This is a genomic window from Rhodoplanes sp. Z2-YC6860 (assembly GCF_001579845.1).
Taxonomy (GTDB): Bacteria; Pseudomonadota; Alphaproteobacteria; order Rhizobiales; family Xanthobacteraceae; genus Z2-YC6860.
Genome location: NZ_CP007440.1, coordinates 1,291,509 through 1,308,405 on the forward strand (window position 1 = coordinate 1,291,509; position 16,897 = coordinate 1,308,405).

The 16,897-nt window shown below is 64.6% G+C and carries 15 protein-coding genes; 6 read left to right on the forward strand and 9 right to left on the reverse strand.

Annotation, left to right across the window (positions count from 1 at the left end; translation table 11 throughout):
* Window positions 1–58: 58 nt before the first annotated feature.
* The 4 genes from RHPLAN_RS05945 (at window position 59) to RHPLAN_RS05960 (ending at window position 4,060) form a co-directional block, all read left to right on the forward strand.
* A complete protein-coding gene (locus RHPLAN_RS05945; protein ID WP_068014738.1) occupies window positions 59–1,360 on the forward strand; it encodes an aromatic ring-hydroxylating oxygenase subunit alpha in 1,302 nt (433 codons plus the stop codon).
* Entirely contained in the window at window positions 1,357–1,866 is a 510-nt protein-coding gene (locus RHPLAN_RS05950) for an aromatic-ring-hydroxylating dioxygenase subunit beta (RefSeq protein ID WP_068014740.1), read from the forward strand. Before RHPLAN_RS05945 ends, RHPLAN_RS05950 begins: the two co-directional genes overlap by 4 nt.
* Before the next feature lie 111 nt (window positions 1,867–1,977).
* Window positions 1,978–2,982 carry an amidohydrolase family protein gene (locus RHPLAN_RS05955; RefSeq protein WP_068014741.1) on the forward strand — a complete coding sequence of 335 codons (1,005 nt, stop codon included), beginning with the start codon at window positions 1,978–1,980 and terminating at the stop codon, window positions 2,980–2,982.
* A gap of 10 nt (window positions 2,983–2,992) precedes the next feature.
* Window positions 2,993–4,060, forward strand: coding sequence for an Ldh family oxidoreductase (locus RHPLAN_RS05960; protein ID WP_084244397.1), 1,068 nt, complete (start codon window positions 2,993–2,995; stop codon window positions 4,058–4,060).
* Between the two features lie 145 nt (window positions 4,061–4,205).
* Here RHPLAN_RS05960 and RHPLAN_RS05965 read toward each other — a convergent pair whose 3' ends face one another.
* The 5 genes from RHPLAN_RS05965 to RHPLAN_RS05985 all read right to left on the reverse strand — a co-directional run bounded on the left by RHPLAN_RS05965 (window position 4,206) and on the right by RHPLAN_RS05985 (window position 9,556).
* The gene (locus RHPLAN_RS05965) at window positions 4,206–5,234 is read right to left on the reverse strand and encodes a Bug family tripartite tricarboxylate transporter substrate binding protein (RefSeq protein WP_068014743.1); all 1,029 of its coding nucleotides are present in this window, start codon (window positions 5,232–5,234) and stop codon (window positions 4,206–4,208) included.
* A gap of 50 nt (window positions 5,235–5,284) precedes the next feature.
* Window positions 5,285–6,400: a Gfo/Idh/MocA family protein gene (locus RHPLAN_RS05970; RefSeq protein WP_068014745.1), complete on the reverse strand. Its 1,116-nt coding sequence runs from the start codon at window positions 6,398–6,400 to the stop codon at window positions 5,285–5,287.
* 178 nt (window positions 6,401–6,578) lie between these two features.
* The gene (locus tag RHPLAN_RS05975) at window positions 6,579–7,682 is read right to left on the reverse strand and encodes a Gfo/Idh/MocA family protein (protein ID WP_068014747.1); all 1,104 of its coding nucleotides are present in this window, start codon (window positions 7,680–7,682) and stop codon (window positions 6,579–6,581) included.
* A 72-nt stretch (window positions 7,683–7,754) separates the two neighbouring features.
* Window positions 7,755–8,522: a CoA-transferase gene (locus RHPLAN_RS05980; protein ID WP_068014749.1), complete on the reverse strand. Its 768-nt coding sequence runs from the start codon at window positions 8,520–8,522 to the stop codon at window positions 7,755–7,757.
* A gap of 203 nt (window positions 8,523–8,725) precedes the next feature.
* On the reverse strand, window positions 8,726–9,556 hold the full coding sequence (locus RHPLAN_RS05985; RefSeq protein WP_068014751.1) for a CoA transferase subunit A: 831 nt from the start codon (window positions 9,554–9,556) through the stop codon (window positions 8,726–8,728).
* 97 nt (window positions 9,557–9,653) lie between these two features.
* Between RHPLAN_RS05985 and RHPLAN_RS05990 the strand changes: the two genes are divergently transcribed.
* Window positions 9,654–10,553 (forward strand): methylenetetrahydrofolate reductase, encoded by a 900-nt coding sequence (locus RHPLAN_RS05990; protein WP_198164738.1) that lies wholly within the window; start codon window positions 9,654–9,656, stop codon window positions 10,551–10,553.
* Between the two features lie 214 nt (window positions 10,554–10,767).
* Here RHPLAN_RS05990 and RHPLAN_RS05995 read toward each other — a convergent pair whose 3' ends face one another.
* The 4 genes from RHPLAN_RS05995 to RHPLAN_RS06010 all read right to left on the reverse strand — a co-directional run bounded on the left by RHPLAN_RS05995 (window position 10,768) and on the right by RHPLAN_RS06010 (window position 15,818).
* The gene (locus tag RHPLAN_RS05995) at window positions 10,768–13,047 is read right to left on the reverse strand and encodes a xanthine dehydrogenase family protein molybdopterin-binding subunit (RefSeq protein WP_068014754.1); all 2,280 of its coding nucleotides are present in this window, start codon (window positions 13,045–13,047) and stop codon (window positions 10,768–10,770) included.
* An 11-nt stretch (window positions 13,048–13,058) separates the two neighbouring features.
* Window positions 13,059–13,526, reverse strand: coding sequence for a (2Fe-2S)-binding protein (locus RHPLAN_RS06000; protein WP_068014756.1), 468 nt, complete (start codon window positions 13,524–13,526; stop codon window positions 13,059–13,061).
* A gap of 144 nt (window positions 13,527–13,670) precedes the next feature.
* The gene (locus RHPLAN_RS06005; RefSeq protein WP_068014758.1) at window positions 13,671–14,918 is read right to left on the reverse strand and encodes a cytochrome P450; all 1,248 of its coding nucleotides are present in this window, start codon (window positions 14,916–14,918) and stop codon (window positions 13,671–13,673) included.
* A 72-nt stretch (window positions 14,919–14,990) separates the two neighbouring features.
* On the reverse strand, window positions 14,991–15,818 hold the full coding sequence (locus tag RHPLAN_RS06010; RefSeq protein ID WP_198164739.1) for an HD domain-containing protein: 828 nt from the start codon (window positions 15,816–15,818) through the stop codon (window positions 14,991–14,993).
* A 198-nt stretch (window positions 15,819–16,016) separates the two neighbouring features.
* Between RHPLAN_RS06010 and RHPLAN_RS06015 the strand changes: the two genes are divergently transcribed.
* Window positions 16,017–16,772, forward strand: coding sequence for an ABC transporter ATP-binding protein (locus RHPLAN_RS06015; RefSeq protein ID WP_068014760.1), 756 nt, complete (start codon window positions 16,017–16,019; stop codon window positions 16,770–16,772).
* Window positions 16,773–16,897 lie beyond the last annotated feature (125 nt).

Genomic DNA, 16,897 nt, shown 5'->3' on the forward strand with positions numbered 1-16,897 from the left:
TAGACAAACTGCAAATCCCGGCGCTGCGACGCGTCACTCTTTCGCTGGAGCTCGACCCATGCTCGATCAGCCCCACAAAAACGGCCGCCCGAACGGCAAGCTCATCGTCGAAGACCTCGAGAACCTGACGTTCCAGGTCCATCGCAGCGTGTTCGTCTCGCCGGAGATTCTGGAGGACGAGAACCGCGCCATCTTCGACAAGTGCTGGGTCTATGTCGGCCACGCCTCGGAGATCAAAAATCCCGGCGACTTCGTCACCCGCCACGTCGCCGGCCGCCCGGTGATCTTCTGCCGCGACCGGCAGGGCAATGTCCGCGCGCTGTTCAACGTCTGCCGCCACCGCGGCGCCATCGTCTGCCGCGAGCGCGAGGGCAACACCCGGCAGTTCTACTGCATCTATCACGGCTGGGCTTACAACACCGACGGTTCGATCAAGGGCATCCCGGGCGACGAGGCCTACGCGCCGACCTTCGACAAGAAGGGCAAGGGCCTGGTGCCGGTGCCGCGGCTCGAGCACTACAAGGATTTCTATTTCGCCAATCTCGATCCGGATGCGGTCGATCTTCCGACCTATCTGGCCGGCGCGAAGGATTACATCGACCTCGTGGTCGATCAGTCGCCGTCCGGCAAGATGGAGATCATCTCCGGCGTACAGGAATACGACATCAAGGCGAACTGGAAGCTGCTCGTCGAGAACAGCGTCGACGATTACCACCTCGTCACCACGCACTCGACATGGCTGAACTACATGCGCAACTCCGGCGTCAACGTGACTCCGGCCAAGGGCCACATGCTGCCGACCAAGGGCTTCGGCCTCGATCTCGGCAACGGCCATCTCACCACCGACAACCCGAACTATCGCGGCCGTCCGGTGGCGAAGTGGATCTCGGTCTATGGCGAGGAGGCCAAGGCCGACATCGACGCGATCCGCAAGGAGCTGGTCGGGCGGCTGGGCGAGGAGCGGGCGGCGCGCGTCGCCGACACCAACCGCAACCTCTGCATCTTCCCGAACCTCGTGATCAACGACGGTTCGTCGGTGACGGTGCGGCACTTCACGCCGGTCGGACCGGACCTGATGAAGGTCACGGCCTGGGCGCTTGGGCCGGTCGAGGAGACCGAGGCCCAGCGCGCGCGGCGGTTGCACGCCTTCCTCACCTTTTACGGTCCGGGCGGCTTCGCGACGCCCGACGACGTCGCGGCGCTGGAGCTCGCGCAGCAGGGCTATGCGGCGTGGCGCGAGGTGCCGTGGACCGATCTGTCGCGCGGCATGGGCAACAGCCAGGAGCAGCTTGCGACCGACGAAGGCCATCTGCGGGTGTTCTGGCGCAAGTGGAACGAGATGATGGAGGCGCGGGCATGAACAAGCCGCTCGATCATGCCGCGACGGTGACGCGCGCCGAGGTGGAGGATTTCCTCTACCTTGAGGCTGACCTGCTCGATGCCTGGCGGCTCGACGACTGGCTCGGGTTGCTCACCGAAGACGCCACCTATTACGTGCCGCCGAACGACAAGCCGGACGGCGACCATCGCTTCACGCTGTTCACCGTGGCCGACGACATCGTGCGGCTCCGCGAGCGCATCATCCGGTTGAAGGACCCGAACTGTCACGCCGAGTATCCGCCATCGCATACGCGGCGGATGATCAGCAACGTGCGGATCACCGGGACCGAGGGCGACCTGATCCTGGTTGCGGCGAACTTCGCGATCTATCGCCATCGCAGGCACGAGCAGGCGCCGCGGCAATTCATCGGCCGCTACCGTCATAAGCTCAAGCAGACCGATGCCGGGCTGAAGATTTACGAGCGCCGCGCCATCCTCGACGCCGAGGAGTTGGGCCCGATGGGCGCGGTGAGTTTCCTGCTCTGACGGCGACGCCTGGACCGGCCTTGTGCCTGCCCAGCGCAGCTTGCTTTAATCAACATTGACAAGACCAATGGCCGGGAACCAGCCCGGCCATCGCTTTAGAAGGGGAAGGACATGCCGAATCCGCTCGCGATCGATGCCCACGCGCATATCTGCACCGAGGAGACCATGAACCTCCTCAACAAGGAGGTGCCCAAGGTCGCGTCCAGTCTCAAGGAATACGAGAAGGATGTGTTCGAGTGGACGGTGGCCGGCGTGCCGTACCGGCCGCTGCCGCGCGGCGGCTTCGACATCGAGCAGCGGCTGAAGGACATGAAGGCGTCCGACGTCGACATGCAGGTGCTGTCGAACACGCCGCAGACGTTCATGTACAACCAGGATGCCGGCATGACGGCGGCGGCCTGTGTCATCCAGAACGATCAGATCGCCAAGCACGTCCGCGACTATCCGAAGAGCTTCTACGGCATCGCGACGTTGCCGATGCAGGATCCGAAGGCCGCGGCCGACGAGCTTGAGCGCGCGATCTCGAAGCTCGGGCTCAAGGGCATGCAGATCGGCTCCAACATCAACGGCAAGAACCTCGACGAGCCGGAGTTCGAGCCGGTCTGGCAGGTGGCCAACCAGCACCACGCCTTCTGCATGATTCATCCCAACAATGTCGCTGGCATGGACCGGCTGCGGAAATATTATCTCAACAACCTGATCGGCAATCCGCTCGACACCACCATCGCCGCGGCTTCGCTGGTGTTCGGCGGCGTGATCGAGCGCTTCCCCAACATCCGCTTTTACATGGTGCATGGCGGAGGTTTCACGCCGTATCAGGCGGGGCGCTGGCAGCACGGCTGGCATGTGCGGCCCGAGCCGAAGGTCAATCTCAAATATCCGCCGGCCGAGACCATCCGCACTTTCTATTGGGACACAATTCTGCACTCGAAGCCGCAGCTCGAGTTCCTGGTGCAGGAATGGGGCGCCGCCAAGGTCATCCTCGGCAGCGACTATCCCTACGACATGGGCACCTTCGAATGCGCACGCCAAGTCAAGGCGCTGTCCTGCGGCGAGCTCGACAAGGTGACGATGCTGAACGGCCTCGTTCAGAAGCTGCTGGCGGACGTGCGGTAAGGGTGACGTGATGGCGGAAGCGAAGGGCGCGCCGGTCGCAGCGTCTGCGATCGCGGCATTCATCAAAGACGCCATGATGGCGGTCGGCATGCCGGATGCCGACGCGGCAAAGGTCGCCGAGCTGATGCTCGAAGCCGATCTCGCCGGTGCCGACGCGCATGGCGTGTTCCGGTTGCCGCAGTACGTCCGGCGCATCAAAGCGGGCGGCGTCAACCCGAAGGCCACCATCAAGGTGGAGAAGACGGCGCCCGCGACCGCCGTCGTCGACGGCGACAACGGCATGGGACATCTGGTGATGCAGCGTGCCGCCGACACCGCGATTGCGCTCGCGAAAGACACCGGCGTCGCCTGGGTCGGCGCGCGGCGCTCAAACCACGCGGGCGCGGCTGGCACTTACGCCGCGATGGCGCTGCCGCACAACATGGTCGGCATCTATTCGGCGGTGGCCAACGCCAACCACATGCCGGCCTGGGGTGCGGCTGAAAGCCTGCTCAGCACCAATCCCATTGCGGTCGCTGTGCCGGCTGGGGAGGAAGCCCCGGTGGTGCTCGACATCGCCACGACGGTCGTCTCCTACGGCACCGTGAAGGCCTACAAGCTTCAGGGCAAGGAGATGCCGGAAGGCTGGATGGTCAGCGCGAAGGACGGCAAGCCGATCACCGATTCGGGCAAGATCGCCGAGGGCTTGCTGATGCCGATCGGCGGCCACAAGGGCTCGGGTCTTGCCTTGGTGCTGGGGCTGCTCGCCGGTGTGCTGAACGGCGCGGCCTTCGGGCGCGAGGTGGTCGATTTCAACGCCGACGACGAGAGCGAGTGCAACACCGGCCACTTCATCATCGCGTTGGATATCTCGCGCTTCATCCCGCTCGATGTGTTCAAGGCGCAGATGGACCGGCAGCTGCGCGATCTCAAAGCCTCGAAGGTGCTGCCAGGCTTCGACGCGATCCGCCTGCCGGGCGAGCAGCGCCGCACCCGCCGCGCCGAGCGGCTGTCGAAGGGCGTGCCGGTGTTTCCGGAGGTCGTGGCGCAGCTCGACAAGCTTGCGGGCGAGCTGAAGATCAAGCCGCTCGAGCGCTAACTGCGTTTCTCTGTACTCTCCCCACGGTCATTCCGGGGCACGCGCGAAGCGCGTGAACCCGGAATCCAGACGAGAACTCGGAGTGCCGTGCTGGATTCCGGGTTCCGGCCTTCGGCCGGCCCCGGAATGACGGCGGAGCGAGCTGCTACTTCGGCGCCATGGCGTCGCGCACGCGCGCGACCGTCTCTGGCGGCGTCTTGTAGATCTCCGTGATCAGCGCCGCGACCTGCTCGCCAGTCAGCGGATCGATCTCGATCTTCAGCTTTTCGGCCTCCGCCTGCAGCTCCGGATCTTTCATCGCCGCATCGAACGCGCGGCGGATCGCATTGACACGCTCCGCCGGCACGTTCGGCGGCAGGAAGAACGGCCGGCCGAACTCGAGCCGCGCCAGCGCCAGGTTCAGCGCCTGCTTCTGCTCTTCGGTCTTGGCCTGGTCGAGGATCAGCGGCACGTCAGGCAGCTCAGGATGCTTGCGCAGCGACCACTGCGCGAGGATGCGGATTTTCTTGTCCTTGATCCACTGCTCGCTGATCGCTTTGAGCGTCGACCAGTTGGCCCAGGTGCCGTAGACCTCGCCACGTTCCATCGCCAAATGAATCTTCGGTGTCGCCTCGTAGCCGGTGATGACCTTGAACTTCCAGCCGAACAGCTTTTCGGCGAGCTTTGGATAGTCGTACTGCGTCGAGCCCGGGGCTTGCGCGCCGACGATCATCTCCTTGCTGGTGAGATCGGTGAGCGACATGATCGGCGAGGCCGCCCAGACGTACATCGCCTGCGTTTCGCGGTTGGTGCTGCCGACCCAGTTGAGCTTGGTCGCCTCGAAGCGCGCGCCGACCGGCTGCAGCAGCGGCGTGGTCGGCAGTCCATTGAACGAGGCGCCGATCGCGGTGCCGTCGAACGGCCCGGCCGCATAGAGCTGATTGGTCATGCTCAGCGAGCCCGCACCGGGCTGGTTCTGCACGATGACGCTTGGATTGCCGGGAATGTATTTCGGCAGGTAGCGCGCCAGAAGCCGTGCATTGATGTCGTAGCCCGAGCCGACGCCGATGCCGACGACGAGCCGCACGATCTTGCCCTTGTAGAAATTCGCAACATCGTCTTGGGCACCAGCGGGCGCGGCGGCGCCAAGAATCGCACTGAGCATCAGGCCGAGCGCAAGCAGAATGCGTTTCATGTTCCCATCCCTTCGTTGTTTTGCGCCAGGCTTATGCCGCCCGTTACGCGTCAGGCTGCCCGCTTTTCCTCGTCGGGGTCGAGCGGCAACTTCACCGGCTGCTTGCGCTTGGCTGAAAGGTCCAGCGCCTTGGTCAGCATCAGGTTGTTGTGCGCCTGTTCGATGGTCGCGGCCGGCGTCGGCAGGCCGAGCGCCACCCGATTGAGCCACGACACCGTCTCGTCGGCCATCGGGCCGCGCAATTCGCCAAGCGCCATATCGCCGGGAGGATAGCTGCCGAGGAAGTCAACGAGCCGCGACTGGTCCGGCGCGTAGCCTTCGCTTTGCGGCTTCGACACGGCGAGCACCATGTCGCGATGGGTGTCGTCGATGGTGAGCACGCCGTCGGTGCCGGTGATGCCGACCTCGAGCGAATAGACCGCGCCAGGCCAGGTCACCGGCAGCGCCCAGGAGATGTTGAGATGGTAGATGCAGCCGTCCGACATCATGATCATGCCGGCGGTTGCATCGATGCCCTGGTAGAGCGGGCCCAGCACCTTGTCGACCGAGCGCGCGTAGCACTCGACCGGTGTCTTCGCCTCCAGGTACCACATGCACATGTCGAGCGCGTGGGTGCCGGAAATCACCATCGGCGAGATGGACTTGGGATCGTCGGTGCGCTTGTAGTTGTCGATCGCTACCAGGCGGTTCATGAACGCACGCGAGGTGACGAGCGTGACATCGCCGAGCGCGTTGGTGCGCACCTTCTCCTTCCCGGCGAGCCACTTCCGGCGGAAGCGCTGGGTGTAGCCGACCACGGCGTCGACCTTGGCGTCCTTGATGGCTTTCAGCACCTTGGCGGATTGCGCCAGGTCAGTCGCCAACGGCTTCTCGATCAGGAGCGGAATGCCGCGTTCGACCGCGACCATGATCGGATCGACATGCAGATGCTCGTCGGTCGCGATGATGGCGCAGGTCACCTCGGGCCGCTTGAGCAATTCGACATGACTCTGCGTGACGAAATCCGCGCCCACGCGCGGTGCGACTTCGCCCGCGCGGTTCGGGTTCTTCTCGGCGAGCCCGATCCATTTCACCGCCGGATGGCGGTTCGCGACCTCGCCACGGAACAGTCCGACGCGACCGCCGCCGATGATGGCGAGGCCGATTTCTGCGGCTTGGGTTCTCATGGCAGGGCCTCTCCACTCGTGTCCCGCACGCGGTGCAGCGCAAGCGAAGCGCAGCGGTGCACCGCAGATGCGGGACCCCGGTTGGCTTGCAACAAGAAACCGGGGTCCCGGGTCTGCAGCGCATCACTTCGTGCTGCGCTGCGCCCGGGACACGAGAGCGTGCCTCGCTGAAATATTCTCATTTCTGCATCGCCGGATTGTCGCCCGCGCGATAGCGCGCTTTGAGGTCGGCAATGGCCGCGACGGTCTCGTTCGTCAGCGGCAGGTTCACCGGTTCACCGCGATCGGCCGAAAGATCCGCGGCCGAATAAGTCTCCATCACCATGCGGGCGTGCTCGGGCTTCACCATCACCGGCTTGTTCTGGATGCAGGACTCGATGAAGTGGATGGTCTCCGGCCCCATGCCGCCGGCGAACACATGATCGACCTGCTCGCCCGGCATGGTCGACATCGGGAACACCTGTCCGGTTTTCTCGGTGTTGAGCCAATGATCGCGTGCGGTGTCGTCCAGCACCAGCGCGCCGTCGGTCCCGGTGATCTCGATCCAGGTCGAGCAGTAGTTCGGAAAGCTCTCCGGAAAATTCCAGCCGCCGCCGATCATCACCACAACGCCGTTGTCCATGGTCACGGTGGTGAACATCACGTCGTGCGACCCATTGATGGGCTCCATGTAGCCGTAGGCGCCTTGCGAATACACGCGGATCGGCTTGGCCGGCTCCAGAAGCCACATCACGAAGTCGAGGTCGTGCGTCGATTCCATCACCACCGGCGAGAGCCGCACCCGGCTTGCGATCTTCTTGCCGAGCGCGCGCGACAGATGGCGGCTGACCAGGATCGATACCACCTTGCCCAGCGTGCCGTCGACGATCTTCTTCTTGGCGTAGGCGATCTTCTGATTGAAGCGCTGCGAATAGCCGATGGTGAATTTCAGGTTGTTGCGCTTGGCGATCGCGATCAGCTCGTCGGCCTCCCACAGCTCGAGCGCGATCGGCTTCTCCAGCATCACGTGCTTCCCGGCGCGCAGGCAGTCGCGGGCGATCGGATAGTGGTTCGTCTCCGGCGTGGTCGAGATGAACACCACCGAGATGTTGTCGTTCTTGATGATGTCCTGGTAGTCGAGCGTCGCGGTCGCGGGCTTGTAGCGCGCCTTCAACTCCGCCAGCCGATCCGGCTTGATGTCGCAGATGTGGAGCTTGTCCACCAGCGCCGTCCGCGACAGCGTCTCCACCCGCGTGCCGCCCACCCAACCCACGCCGATGGCGCCGACTTCGACTGTCTTCACGCTTCCAACCCCTTGATTGAATTTTTCGTGGACGCATAAAGACCACGCCGGGGCGGGGTCCGCAATGCGTGTTTATGAGGCGGCGGTGACGCCGAAAACCCGGCTGGCGAATTGCGGGTAGACCTCGGCCAGCTCGGGAGCGACCACCTGCCGCATCAGCCGGAGCGTCTCGGCGGACGGTGCGGGCGTCACCGGCACCTCCGGCGGGCGGTCGAACTCGAAGCCGGTGTTGACGATCACCTCGGCGAGCGTGTGACCCGGATGCACGCTTTCCAGCCGGAATCTTCTCCGGTCCTGGTCGAACGAGAACAGGCAGCGGTTGGTGATCAGCGCGATCGGCCCGCCGTTGCGATAAACGTTGTCGTCGCTGCCGCCGGGCGCGCTCACGTAAGACACCTTTGGCACCAGCGTGCGCTTCGAATGCTCCGTGCGGAACAGGATCACCTTCGGCACGACGAAGTAGAGGTACGACGATCCGAACGAGCCGGGGAAGCGCGCGGTCGGATGCTCCTGCTCGCCGATGCTGACGAGGTTGATGTTGCCTTCGCCGTCGATCTCGCCGCCGGACAGAAAGAACACGTCGATGCGGCCCTGGCCGGCACAGTCGAACAGCTCGCGTCCGCCATCGGTGAAGAAGGTGTTCTTCGGGCTGCCGAGCAGCGAGACGTAAGGCTTGTCGAGATTGAGCTCGCGGCCGCGCGCGCGCGCGACCAGGGCGGCGGTCGCGGGGATCGGCGAGGCGTTGCCGACCGCGATGTGTTTGACGATGCCGATCAGATCGGCAACGACGGCTGCGAGCAGTTCTTCATCGCGGAAGTTGGCAGACTGATCGTGAGTCACAGTTTACCCTCCCCTGGAGGGGGAGGGTCGCGAGCGAAGCTCGCGGGGTGGGGTGATCTTCTTTGCAAAAAAGTTCACCCCACCCCGCCCGCCTCCGCCATAGCGCGTCGACGACGCGCGTAAACGCGCTGGTGGCTGCGGCGGTCGACCCTCCCCCTCCAGGGGAGGGTGGCCGAGCTTTGGGCTTGGTCTAGCGTGATCCATCACGCAGCTTTTCGTTCGTAGACGTACTGGTCGAGATATTTCCTGAAGCCGTCTTCTGTCCCGGCGAGTCCGGCATACTCCTTCAGATGCTCGGCGTCCCAGGCGTAGTGATCGGGCAGCGGTAGCGGCCAGCAGCCGCGTTCGGCGACCGCAACGCTTTCGACATAGAAACCAGGAATCGTTCCCGCGGCGAGCGTCTTGTCTTCCAGCAGATTGCCGTCGAATATTTTTTCGACAGTCGCGACGGTCTTCTCCGCGGCATGCGCCATGGTCATCAGCTCGCGTTGGCGACCGATCCAGACATTGCCGTCGCGGTCCGCCATCGGTGCGTGAAACAGCGCGACATCGGGCTTGATCGCCGGCAGCAGCACGATCGGATCGGAGCCCTCCGCGGTGTCGTCGAACGGATTGTCGATGATCTTCCAGTCCGGCCGGTTCTTCAGCACGTCGCTGCCGATCAGGCCGCGCAGCGGCATGAACGGCACGCCCTTCTCGGCGGCCTGGAACGCGGCGTGCAGCGCCGGACAGGTCGCGTCCCTCATGCGGATCGTGCCTTTGAGGATCGCCTGGGTGAAGCGCGGCGCGAGGCCGAACTCTCCGAGGCTGACCGCGGAGGTCTCCAGCGTCTCGACCGCGCCGGCCCCGATCAGAAGATCGGCCTGCATGGTCGAGGTCGGCAGTGCGATCAGGTGCAGCCGCTTGATGCCGCGGCGGATGAGCGCCCGCGTCGCCGCCATCGGCACGCCGGAGCTCTCGCGCGGCACCGCGAGAACGCAGCCGTCGGCGATGGGCGCAAGCGCGTCGTCGAGGGAACGGGCGATGGTCGGCATGACCCGATTCTATGGCCAGCGGCGCTGCACGCCAAGTGGGCAGGAGCGGCTTTTGCCCATGCTTGAAACGGGGCAGAAATTGGAGAACAACCGGCTCATGCCGATGCTCAGAGACAAGCTCGCCACCGATCGTTTCGTCATCACCGCCGAGATCGCGCCTCCGGTGTCCTGCGACGCCGCCGATCTGATGGCCAAGGCCGCGCCGCTCAAGGGCCACGCCGATGCGGTCAACGTCACCGACGGCGCCGGCGCGCGTGCTCATATGGGGGCCGTCGGCGCGGCCGCGATCCTGCTCCAGGAGGGCATCGAGCCGATTTTGCAACTCACCTGCCGCGACCGGAACCGGATCGCGCTGCAAAGTGAGCTGATGGCGGCGGCTGCGCTGGGGGTGCGGAATCTGCTGCTGCTCAAGGGGGACGATCCCAAGCAGGGCGACCAGCCGGATGCGAAGCCGGTGTTCGACTACGACACCGCGGCGTTGACCGCGGTTGCGGTCGCGATCCGCGACAAGGGCGAATTGCCGACCGGCAAGAAGGTTTCCGGCAAGGCCGAGTTCTTCATCGCCGCGGCCGACGTGCCGATCGATCCGCCGGCCGGGTGGGAGCCGAAGTCGCTGAAGGCCAAGCTCGCGGCCGGCTGCGAATTCGTGCAGACGCAGTTCTGCATGGATGCGTCGGTTGTGCGCCGCTACATGGCGCGGCTCGCTGAGCATGGCGTGAAGGTGCCGTTCCTCATCGGCATCTCGCCGCTGCGTTCGGCGAAGTCGGCGCGCTGGATGCGGGAGAAGCTGTTCGGAACGATCATTCCGGACGCGACGGTGGCGCGGCTCGAAGCCGCGAGCGATCCGGCTGCCGAGGGCCGCAAGCTCTGCCTCGACCTGATGAAGGAGCTTGCCACCATCCCGGGCGTCGCCGGCGTGCACATCATGGCGCCGGGCAACGAAGCTGCGATTGCCGATGTGATCAAGGTTGCCGCCGGTTTAAAGCGGGCGAGATAGCGCAGCTTGTGTCCTGGGCGCAGCGCGGCACGAAGTGATGCGCTGCAGACCCGGGACCCCGGTTTCTTGGCAAGCCAACCGGGGTCCCGCATCTGCGGTGCACCGCTACGCGCTGCACCGCGTGCGGGACACGTGTTGAAAGAGTCACGCCAAGCAACAAGGAAAAAGGCCCGGCGTTTCCGCCGGGCCTTTGCATTCCTCTTGTGCCGTAAACTTACGACAGCGCCTGCTTCACCCGATCCGGCGAGAACGGCACGCGCCTGATCCGCACGCCGGTCGCGTCGAAGATCGCGTTCGCGATCGCCGCCGCCACCGGACGGATGCTCGGCTCGCCCGCGCCCGACGGCGCGATCTCCGGATGGTTGATCAGCACGAAGTCGATCTTCTCCGGCGTCTCGGTGATGTCGAGGATCGGATAGGTCTGCCAGTCGACGCTGGTGACGTTCTTGTTGTCGAACTTGACCTCCTCCCACAGCGTGCGGGAGATGCCCTGCACGATGTTGCCCTCGATCGCCTTCTCCAGCCCATCGGGATTGATGATCTGGCCGCAGTCGTGCGCCACCGTGAAGCGCTTGGCGAAGACCTTGCCGCTGCCGCGGTCGATCTCCACCTCGGCGATCACCGCGACGCGCGTGCCGTTGCGCTGCGAATAGGCGATGCCGCGGCCCGCGACCTTCTCGCCGGTCTGGCCCTTGCGCGGCGACGGCCGCGTGTCCCAGCCGAACTTCTGCGCCGCGCCCTTGATCAGCGCGATGTCGCGCGGATCCTTGACGTACTTCATGCGGAACTCGATCGGGTCCTGGTTGGTCGCCGCCGCCAGCTCGTCCATGAAGGATTCGCTCGCGAAGTGGATCTGCGGTCCCACGGGGTCGCGCAGATGCGAGGTGCGCAGAGGCGACGAGCGCTCCAGCAGCGGCGGGATGGTTTCCCACGAGGTCTTCTTGTTGGCGAACTCGTAGGACTCCGCCGGAATGCCGAAGCCGTCGCCGGACTTCAACGCCACGCCGAGCGTCTGGCCGGCGAGCGTGTCGAACAGCTTGCTGCCGTTGGTGTCGACGTCGACGCGGGAAAACGCCTTGCTCTTGAACTCATAGGCGATGACGTTGCCCTGGGCATCGAGCGCCGCGCGGGCGGTGTGGATCGACGCCGGACCCTTCGGGTCCCAGCCCGTGCCTTGCTCGCGCATGTACTGCAGACGCACCGGCTTGCCGACCGCCTTGGCCAGCACCGCGCAGTCAGCGGCGCAGTCGTCGGCGTCGTTGCGGCCGTAGGAGCCTGGGCCGGTGATCCAGCGCACATGCACGTTCTCGAGCGGTACGCCGAGCTGCGAGGCGAGGCCGATCTGCACGAAGTGGCTCTTCTGCGTGCCGCTCCAGCAGTTGACCTTGTCGCCCGCAATCTCGACCACGGCGCAGGCCGGGCCCATCGGGGCGTGCGACTGGAACGGCCATTCGTACTCGGCCTCGATCACTTTCGCGGCGGTCTTGAAGGCCTCGTCGACATTGCCGGCAGTCTTGCCCTCGACCTGGCTTTTGCGCACCGGCGCCTTGCGGATGTGGTCGTAGAGCGCGTTCTGGTTGGGGAACGGAGGCTCGACCTTCGACCACTCGATCTTGAGCGCCTGCATAGCCCTGATCGCATCCCATTCCTTGGGCGCGACCAAGCCGATGAAACCGTTCTGATGAACGATCTGGACGCCCGGAATGTCCTTCACCGAGCTTTCGTCGACCTTCACCGGCACGGCGCCTGCCACCGGCGGCCGGATCACCCGGCCGTGCACCATGCCCGGCACCTTGATGTCGACGACATAGTCCTCCTGCGAGAATACCTTCGGTGCCACGTCCTCGCGCTTGATCGGCTGGCCGACGACCTTGTGGTCCTTGTAGGACTTCGGCTGCGCCTTGCCGGGGGCATAGAGCGCGTTGCCCATCTGCTTGTTCCAGTCGAGCTGGACGTTGAAGTATTTGCCGCCGAGCAGCTTGGCGTAGGACGTTGACTTGCCTTCGCCGGCGACGACGCCGTCGGTGACCTTGAGCTTGTCGGCCGGTACGCCGAGATCGGCCGCCGCCATCTCGACCAGCACGCGGCGTGCTTCGGCCGCCGCCACGCGCATCTGCTTGCCGCCGAACTGGATGCCCGTCGAACCCGAGGCGCCGCCCTGATTGACGCTGTTGGCGGTGTCGCCCATGTAGACCTTCACGGCCTTGAACGGCACGTCGAGCTCCTCGGCGACGATCTGGCCGATGGCGACGAACAGGCCGTGGCCCATGTCCATCTTGCCGAAGTAGGCCGCAACCGTGCCGTCGGCATTCACCGCGATGTAGGAGGAGAGCTGCTCCGGCGTCAGCGGCGGTTTGCCGCCCTGGGCGTGTGCCTGCTCGATCGAGCCAAGCAGTTCAACGCCGACCGGCGCACCGACCGAGATCACCAGCGCACCGGTGCCCATCAGCACCGCGCGGCGGGAGAGCGTCGTGGGATTGTCCATCTTTGTCATGGCGGTCTCCCTCAACCCATCATCTCGGCGGCGCGCTTGACCGCCTTGAGGATGCTGACGTGAGTGCCGCAGCGGCACTTGACGCCTTCCAGCGCCGATTTGATCTCGGCCTCGGTTGGCTTCTTCTTGGTGGCGAGGAAGCTCGCCGCCGTCATGATCCAGCCGTTGATGCAGTAGCCGCATTGCGGCACCTGCTCTTCGATGTAGGCGGTCTGCAGCGGGTGCGGCTTGTCGGGTGTGCCGAGTCCCGCCAGCGTGACGATCTTGGCGTCGCCGACGGACGACACCGGCGTGATGCAGGAGCGGATCGCCTGGCCGTCCATGTGCACCGTGCAGGCGCCGCATTGGGCGAGGCCACAGCCGAAGCGTGGGTTGTTGAGGCCGATGTCGTCGCGAAGCGCGTAGAGCAGCGGCATATCCGGATCGGCTTCGACGCTATGCGTCTTGCCGTTCACGTTGAGCGTGAACTTCTGGGCCATATGAGCGACCTCTCTCCCTTGCAGTGGAACGTGGATGGTTGTGATTTGGAACGAGACTAATCCAAAGGCGCGAGCGGGGCGAGGGGGTCTGACCCCATCGCCCCGCTCACCCATCACGTTCCGGTGTTGGCGTGTTCGTCCGCGTCAGTGCGTCCGCATCGGCAGGCGCTGCAGGCGCAGTTCACCAACCGCGCCGCCGTATACGGGCGTGAAGTTCGGTTCCGAGATGTGCGCCTTCGGGAACCGCGCTATCAATCGCGTGATCGCGATCGTGATCGCGGTGCGGCCCAGGATATTGCCGATGCAGTGATGCGGGCCTGCGCCGAACGACAGGATCCGCTTCGGCTTGCGATGGATGTCGAAGCGCAGGGGATCGGGAAACACGTCTGCATCGTAATTGGGCGACAACGGCGAAGGCCGTACCACCATGCCCTTGAGGATGCGCGTGCCGCCGACCTCGGTGTCTTTCACGGCGATCCGCGGAAAGGTGAAATAGCCATTGCTGCCGAGCCGCAGGCACTCTTCGAGTGCGTCCGGGATCAGCGCGGGATTGTCGATCAGTTGCTGGCGCTGGTCGTCGTGGGTGTAGAGCAGCAGGAGCGCGCCGCCCGCCGCGCGGCTGGTGGCCGACAGCGAGCCGCCCGCGAGACCGAAGATCTGATCGAACAGCTCCTTGTCGGTGAGCTTGTCGCCGGCCTCACGGGCGTTGACCAGATCGCTGATGAAGTCCGAATGCGGCTTGGTGCGGCGCTCCTCGATGATGACCTTGATCTCGTCCATCACGTGCTGCATCGCGACCCGGCAGTTTTCCGGGAAAGGCTCGCCCGGCTTGGTGTAGGTCGTCGCCGGCAGCACATCGTGGAAGGCGACGAACACGGCTTTTCGGCGGGGATCCATCTGGATCATGGCCTCGAGCAGCGCATCCACGACGAGATGCGAACCGAGGTCGCCCATGCCGTCGAAGTCCGGTCCCTTGGCTTCGATGCGATCGAGCATCTTTTCGATGATGGTCGTGATGCTGGCCTTCAACTGATCAATCCGCCGCGACGAGAATGCCGGCATCAGCAGACGGCGAAGGCGGGCATGCTGCGAGCCGTCCATCTGGGTGATGAACTGCGCGTCCATGAACTTGTGGAACTGCTCCCAGCCCGGGCCCGTGGGCATCTCCGAAGCGAAGGTCTCGGTGTCGGAGAACACGCGATGCACGTCGGCGTAACGGCCGACCACGACCTGGGGCGGGCCTTTGCCGAGCACATAGAACGGCGGCCGGCTGGCCCATTCGGCCATGTGACGGTGTGCGTTGGCCTTGAAGGTATCGCTACCCAGATCGACATCGACGACGTTGCGGCGGTCGAGTTCGGCGAGACGGTCGAATTCAGCAGGAGAAGACATCACAACATCCAGACTTGTTTTGATCGTTGCGGGCGTGCGCGTCTGGCGCACGCCTGATGACGGAGCGGACGCTTACAGGAACCGCGTCGGCCACATGATGGTCCGCCACATATGGGCGGACGGGCTGTCGTCCCAGCCCAGGCCTTCCTTCGGCTGCTTGAAGTTGCGGCCGATGATGTCTTCGAACTGATCGAGCTCGACCTTTGCGTTCGGATCGAAGGCGTAGACATCGTTGACGCAAACCAGCCGCGAGGTTCCGTAGTATTTGCTGTCGCGGGCGCGCTTGTACTCTTCGACAATGTAGGGCTCGGGTTGGTAATCGTCGCCGAAGTACTTCTTGTACAGGTCGGGGTAACCATAGCCATACGACTCGTCGGGGAAGAATCGCAGCGCCTGGTGCATGCGGATCGCTTCGCTGACCTCCTCGTCGACGTAGGGCGCGATCATCTGCGCGCCCCAGTAGCCGTGGTCGCAGCGGATGAAGCCCACGACCGCGATGTCGTGCAGAAGGCACGCCATCACCACCTTCTCGGAGTGGCCGGCCTTCCGTGCCAGCGCCGCGCTTTGCAGCAGGTGGTTGGTCGAAGCGAGACGGTTCTTGAAGTAGTCCATCAGCGTGGGCTTCTCCGGCATCGGCGGCAGCCGCGGGTCGGGGCCCATGTTGAAATACTTGCCGGGGTTCTTTGCCTGCAGGACTGCGCCGCCCTCCATGCCGACCACGCCGTCGGTGAGATTGCTGAACACCGACTTGGTGATGATCTTGTCGAGCTCATGCATCATGTGCTCTTCGAGCGCATCGGCGCGTTCCGACAGTGTCATCTGGCTGGTCAGCTTATGGACGCGTTCGCTCTGGTCGGCGTCCTGGCTTGCAGTGCCCTGATGGGCGGCCTGAGGTCCCATGTGGCCTCTCCCTGAAAATTTGCTTCCGGCCCAATGAACGGTGCGGTTCTTGTCACGATCTTCGGGCCGCTCGTTTTCAAGACTACACCGAATTGGGGTTCCCAGCGACACTGAAACGCGTTCTAATTCCTCCACAAAATGCAGGTCTAATGACCGCAACAAAGAACATATCGGGCGGGAAACGGGTTCGGGACGGCAATGGCGCATATTGAAATCCGGGACGTGTCGCTGGTCTATGACACGCCCGCAGGCCGGGTGACCGGCGTCGACAAGGCGAGCCTCAGCATCGAACAGTCGGAATTCCTCTGCATTGTGGGGCCGTCGGGCTGCGGCAAATCCACGCTGCTCAACATCATCGCGGGCTTCCTGCCGCCGACAGACGGCGAGATCCGCATCGCCGGTAAGGCGGTGTCGGGCTACGGCCAGGACCGCGGCGTGGTGTTCCAGGATTTCGCCCAGTTGTTTCCATGGCGCACCGCGCTCGGCAACGTCGCCTTCGGCCTCGAGATGAAGGGAATCGGCAAGGATGAGCGCGAGTCGACAGCCAGAAAGCAGCTTGCGCTCGTGAAGCTCGAAAAGTTCGCCGACGCCTATCCGCATCATCTGTCCGGCGGCATGCAGCAGCGTGTCGCGATCGCTCGTGCGCTCGCTTACAACCCCGCGGTGCTCCTGATGGACGAGCCGTTCGCGGCGCTCGACGCGCTCACTCGCGATGACATGCAGCGGCTGCTCGCCGACGTGTGGCGTGAGACCCGCAAGACCGTGATCTACGTGACCCACAACGTCGCCGAGGCGGTGTATCTCGCCGACCGCGTGGTGGTGATGACGCCGCATCCCGGCCGGGTGAAGACCATGGTGCCGATCACGCTGCCGCGGCCGCGCGATCCGCTCAGTGTCGAGTTCCTCGATCACCAGAAGCAGCTTCTGCGCGAGCTCGGCCAGGAGACGCATTGAGATGTGGAGTCTCTCCATGCGGTCATTCCGGGGCGCTCGCGAAGCGAGCGAACCCGGAATCCAGAAGCAAGATCGGTGTCTGCGACTGGATTCCGGGTTCGCGCCTTCGGCGCGCCCCGGAATGA

Coding starts and splice junctions, on each gene's coding strand:
- RHPLAN_RS05955 (WP_068014741.1), top strand. CDS start 1,978: ATGCCGAATCCGCTCGCGATCGATGCCCACGCGCATATCTGCACCGAG.
- RHPLAN_RS05960 (WP_084244397.1), top strand. CDS start 2,993: ATGGCGGAAGCGAAGGGCGCGCCGGTCGCAGCGTCTGCGATCGCGGCA.
- RHPLAN_RS05945 (WP_068014738.1), top strand. CDS start 59: ATGCTCGATCAGCCCCACAAAAACGGCCGCCCGAACGGCAAGCTCATC.
- RHPLAN_RS05965 (WP_068014743.1), bottom strand. CDS start 5,234: ATGAAACGCATTCTGCTTGCGCTCGGCCTGATGCTCAGTGCGATTCTT.
- RHPLAN_RS05995 (WP_068014754.1), bottom strand. CDS start 13,047: ATGACAAAGATGGACAATCCCACGACGCTCTCCCGCCGCGCGGTGCTG.
- RHPLAN_RS05985 (WP_068014751.1), bottom strand. CDS start 9,556: ATGCCGACCATCGCCCGTTCCCTCGACGACGCGCTTGCGCCCATCGCC.
- RHPLAN_RS06000 (WP_068014756.1), bottom strand. CDS start 13,526: ATGGCCCAGAAGTTCACGCTCAACGTGAACGGCAAGACGCATAGCGTC.
- RHPLAN_RS06015 (WP_068014760.1), top strand. CDS start 16,017: ATGGCGCATATTGAAATCCGGGACGTGTCGCTGGTCTATGACACGCCC.
- RHPLAN_RS06010 (WP_198164739.1), bottom strand. CDS start 15,818: ATGGGACCTCAGGCCGCCCATCAGGGCACTGCAAGCCAGGACGCCGAC.
- RHPLAN_RS06005 (WP_068014758.1), bottom strand. CDS start 14,918: ATGTCTTCTCCTGCTGAATTCGACCGTCTCGCCGAACTCGACCGCCGC.
- RHPLAN_RS05970 (WP_068014745.1), bottom strand. CDS start 6,400: ATGAGAACCCAAGCCGCAGAAATCGGCCTCGCCATCATCGGCGGCGGT.
- RHPLAN_RS05990 (WP_198164738.1), top strand. CDS start 9,654: ATGCCGATGCTCAGAGACAAGCTCGCCACCGATCGTTTCGTCATCACC.
- RHPLAN_RS05950 (WP_068014740.1), top strand. CDS start 1,357: ATGAACAAGCCGCTCGATCATGCCGCGACGGTGACGCGCGCCGAGGTG.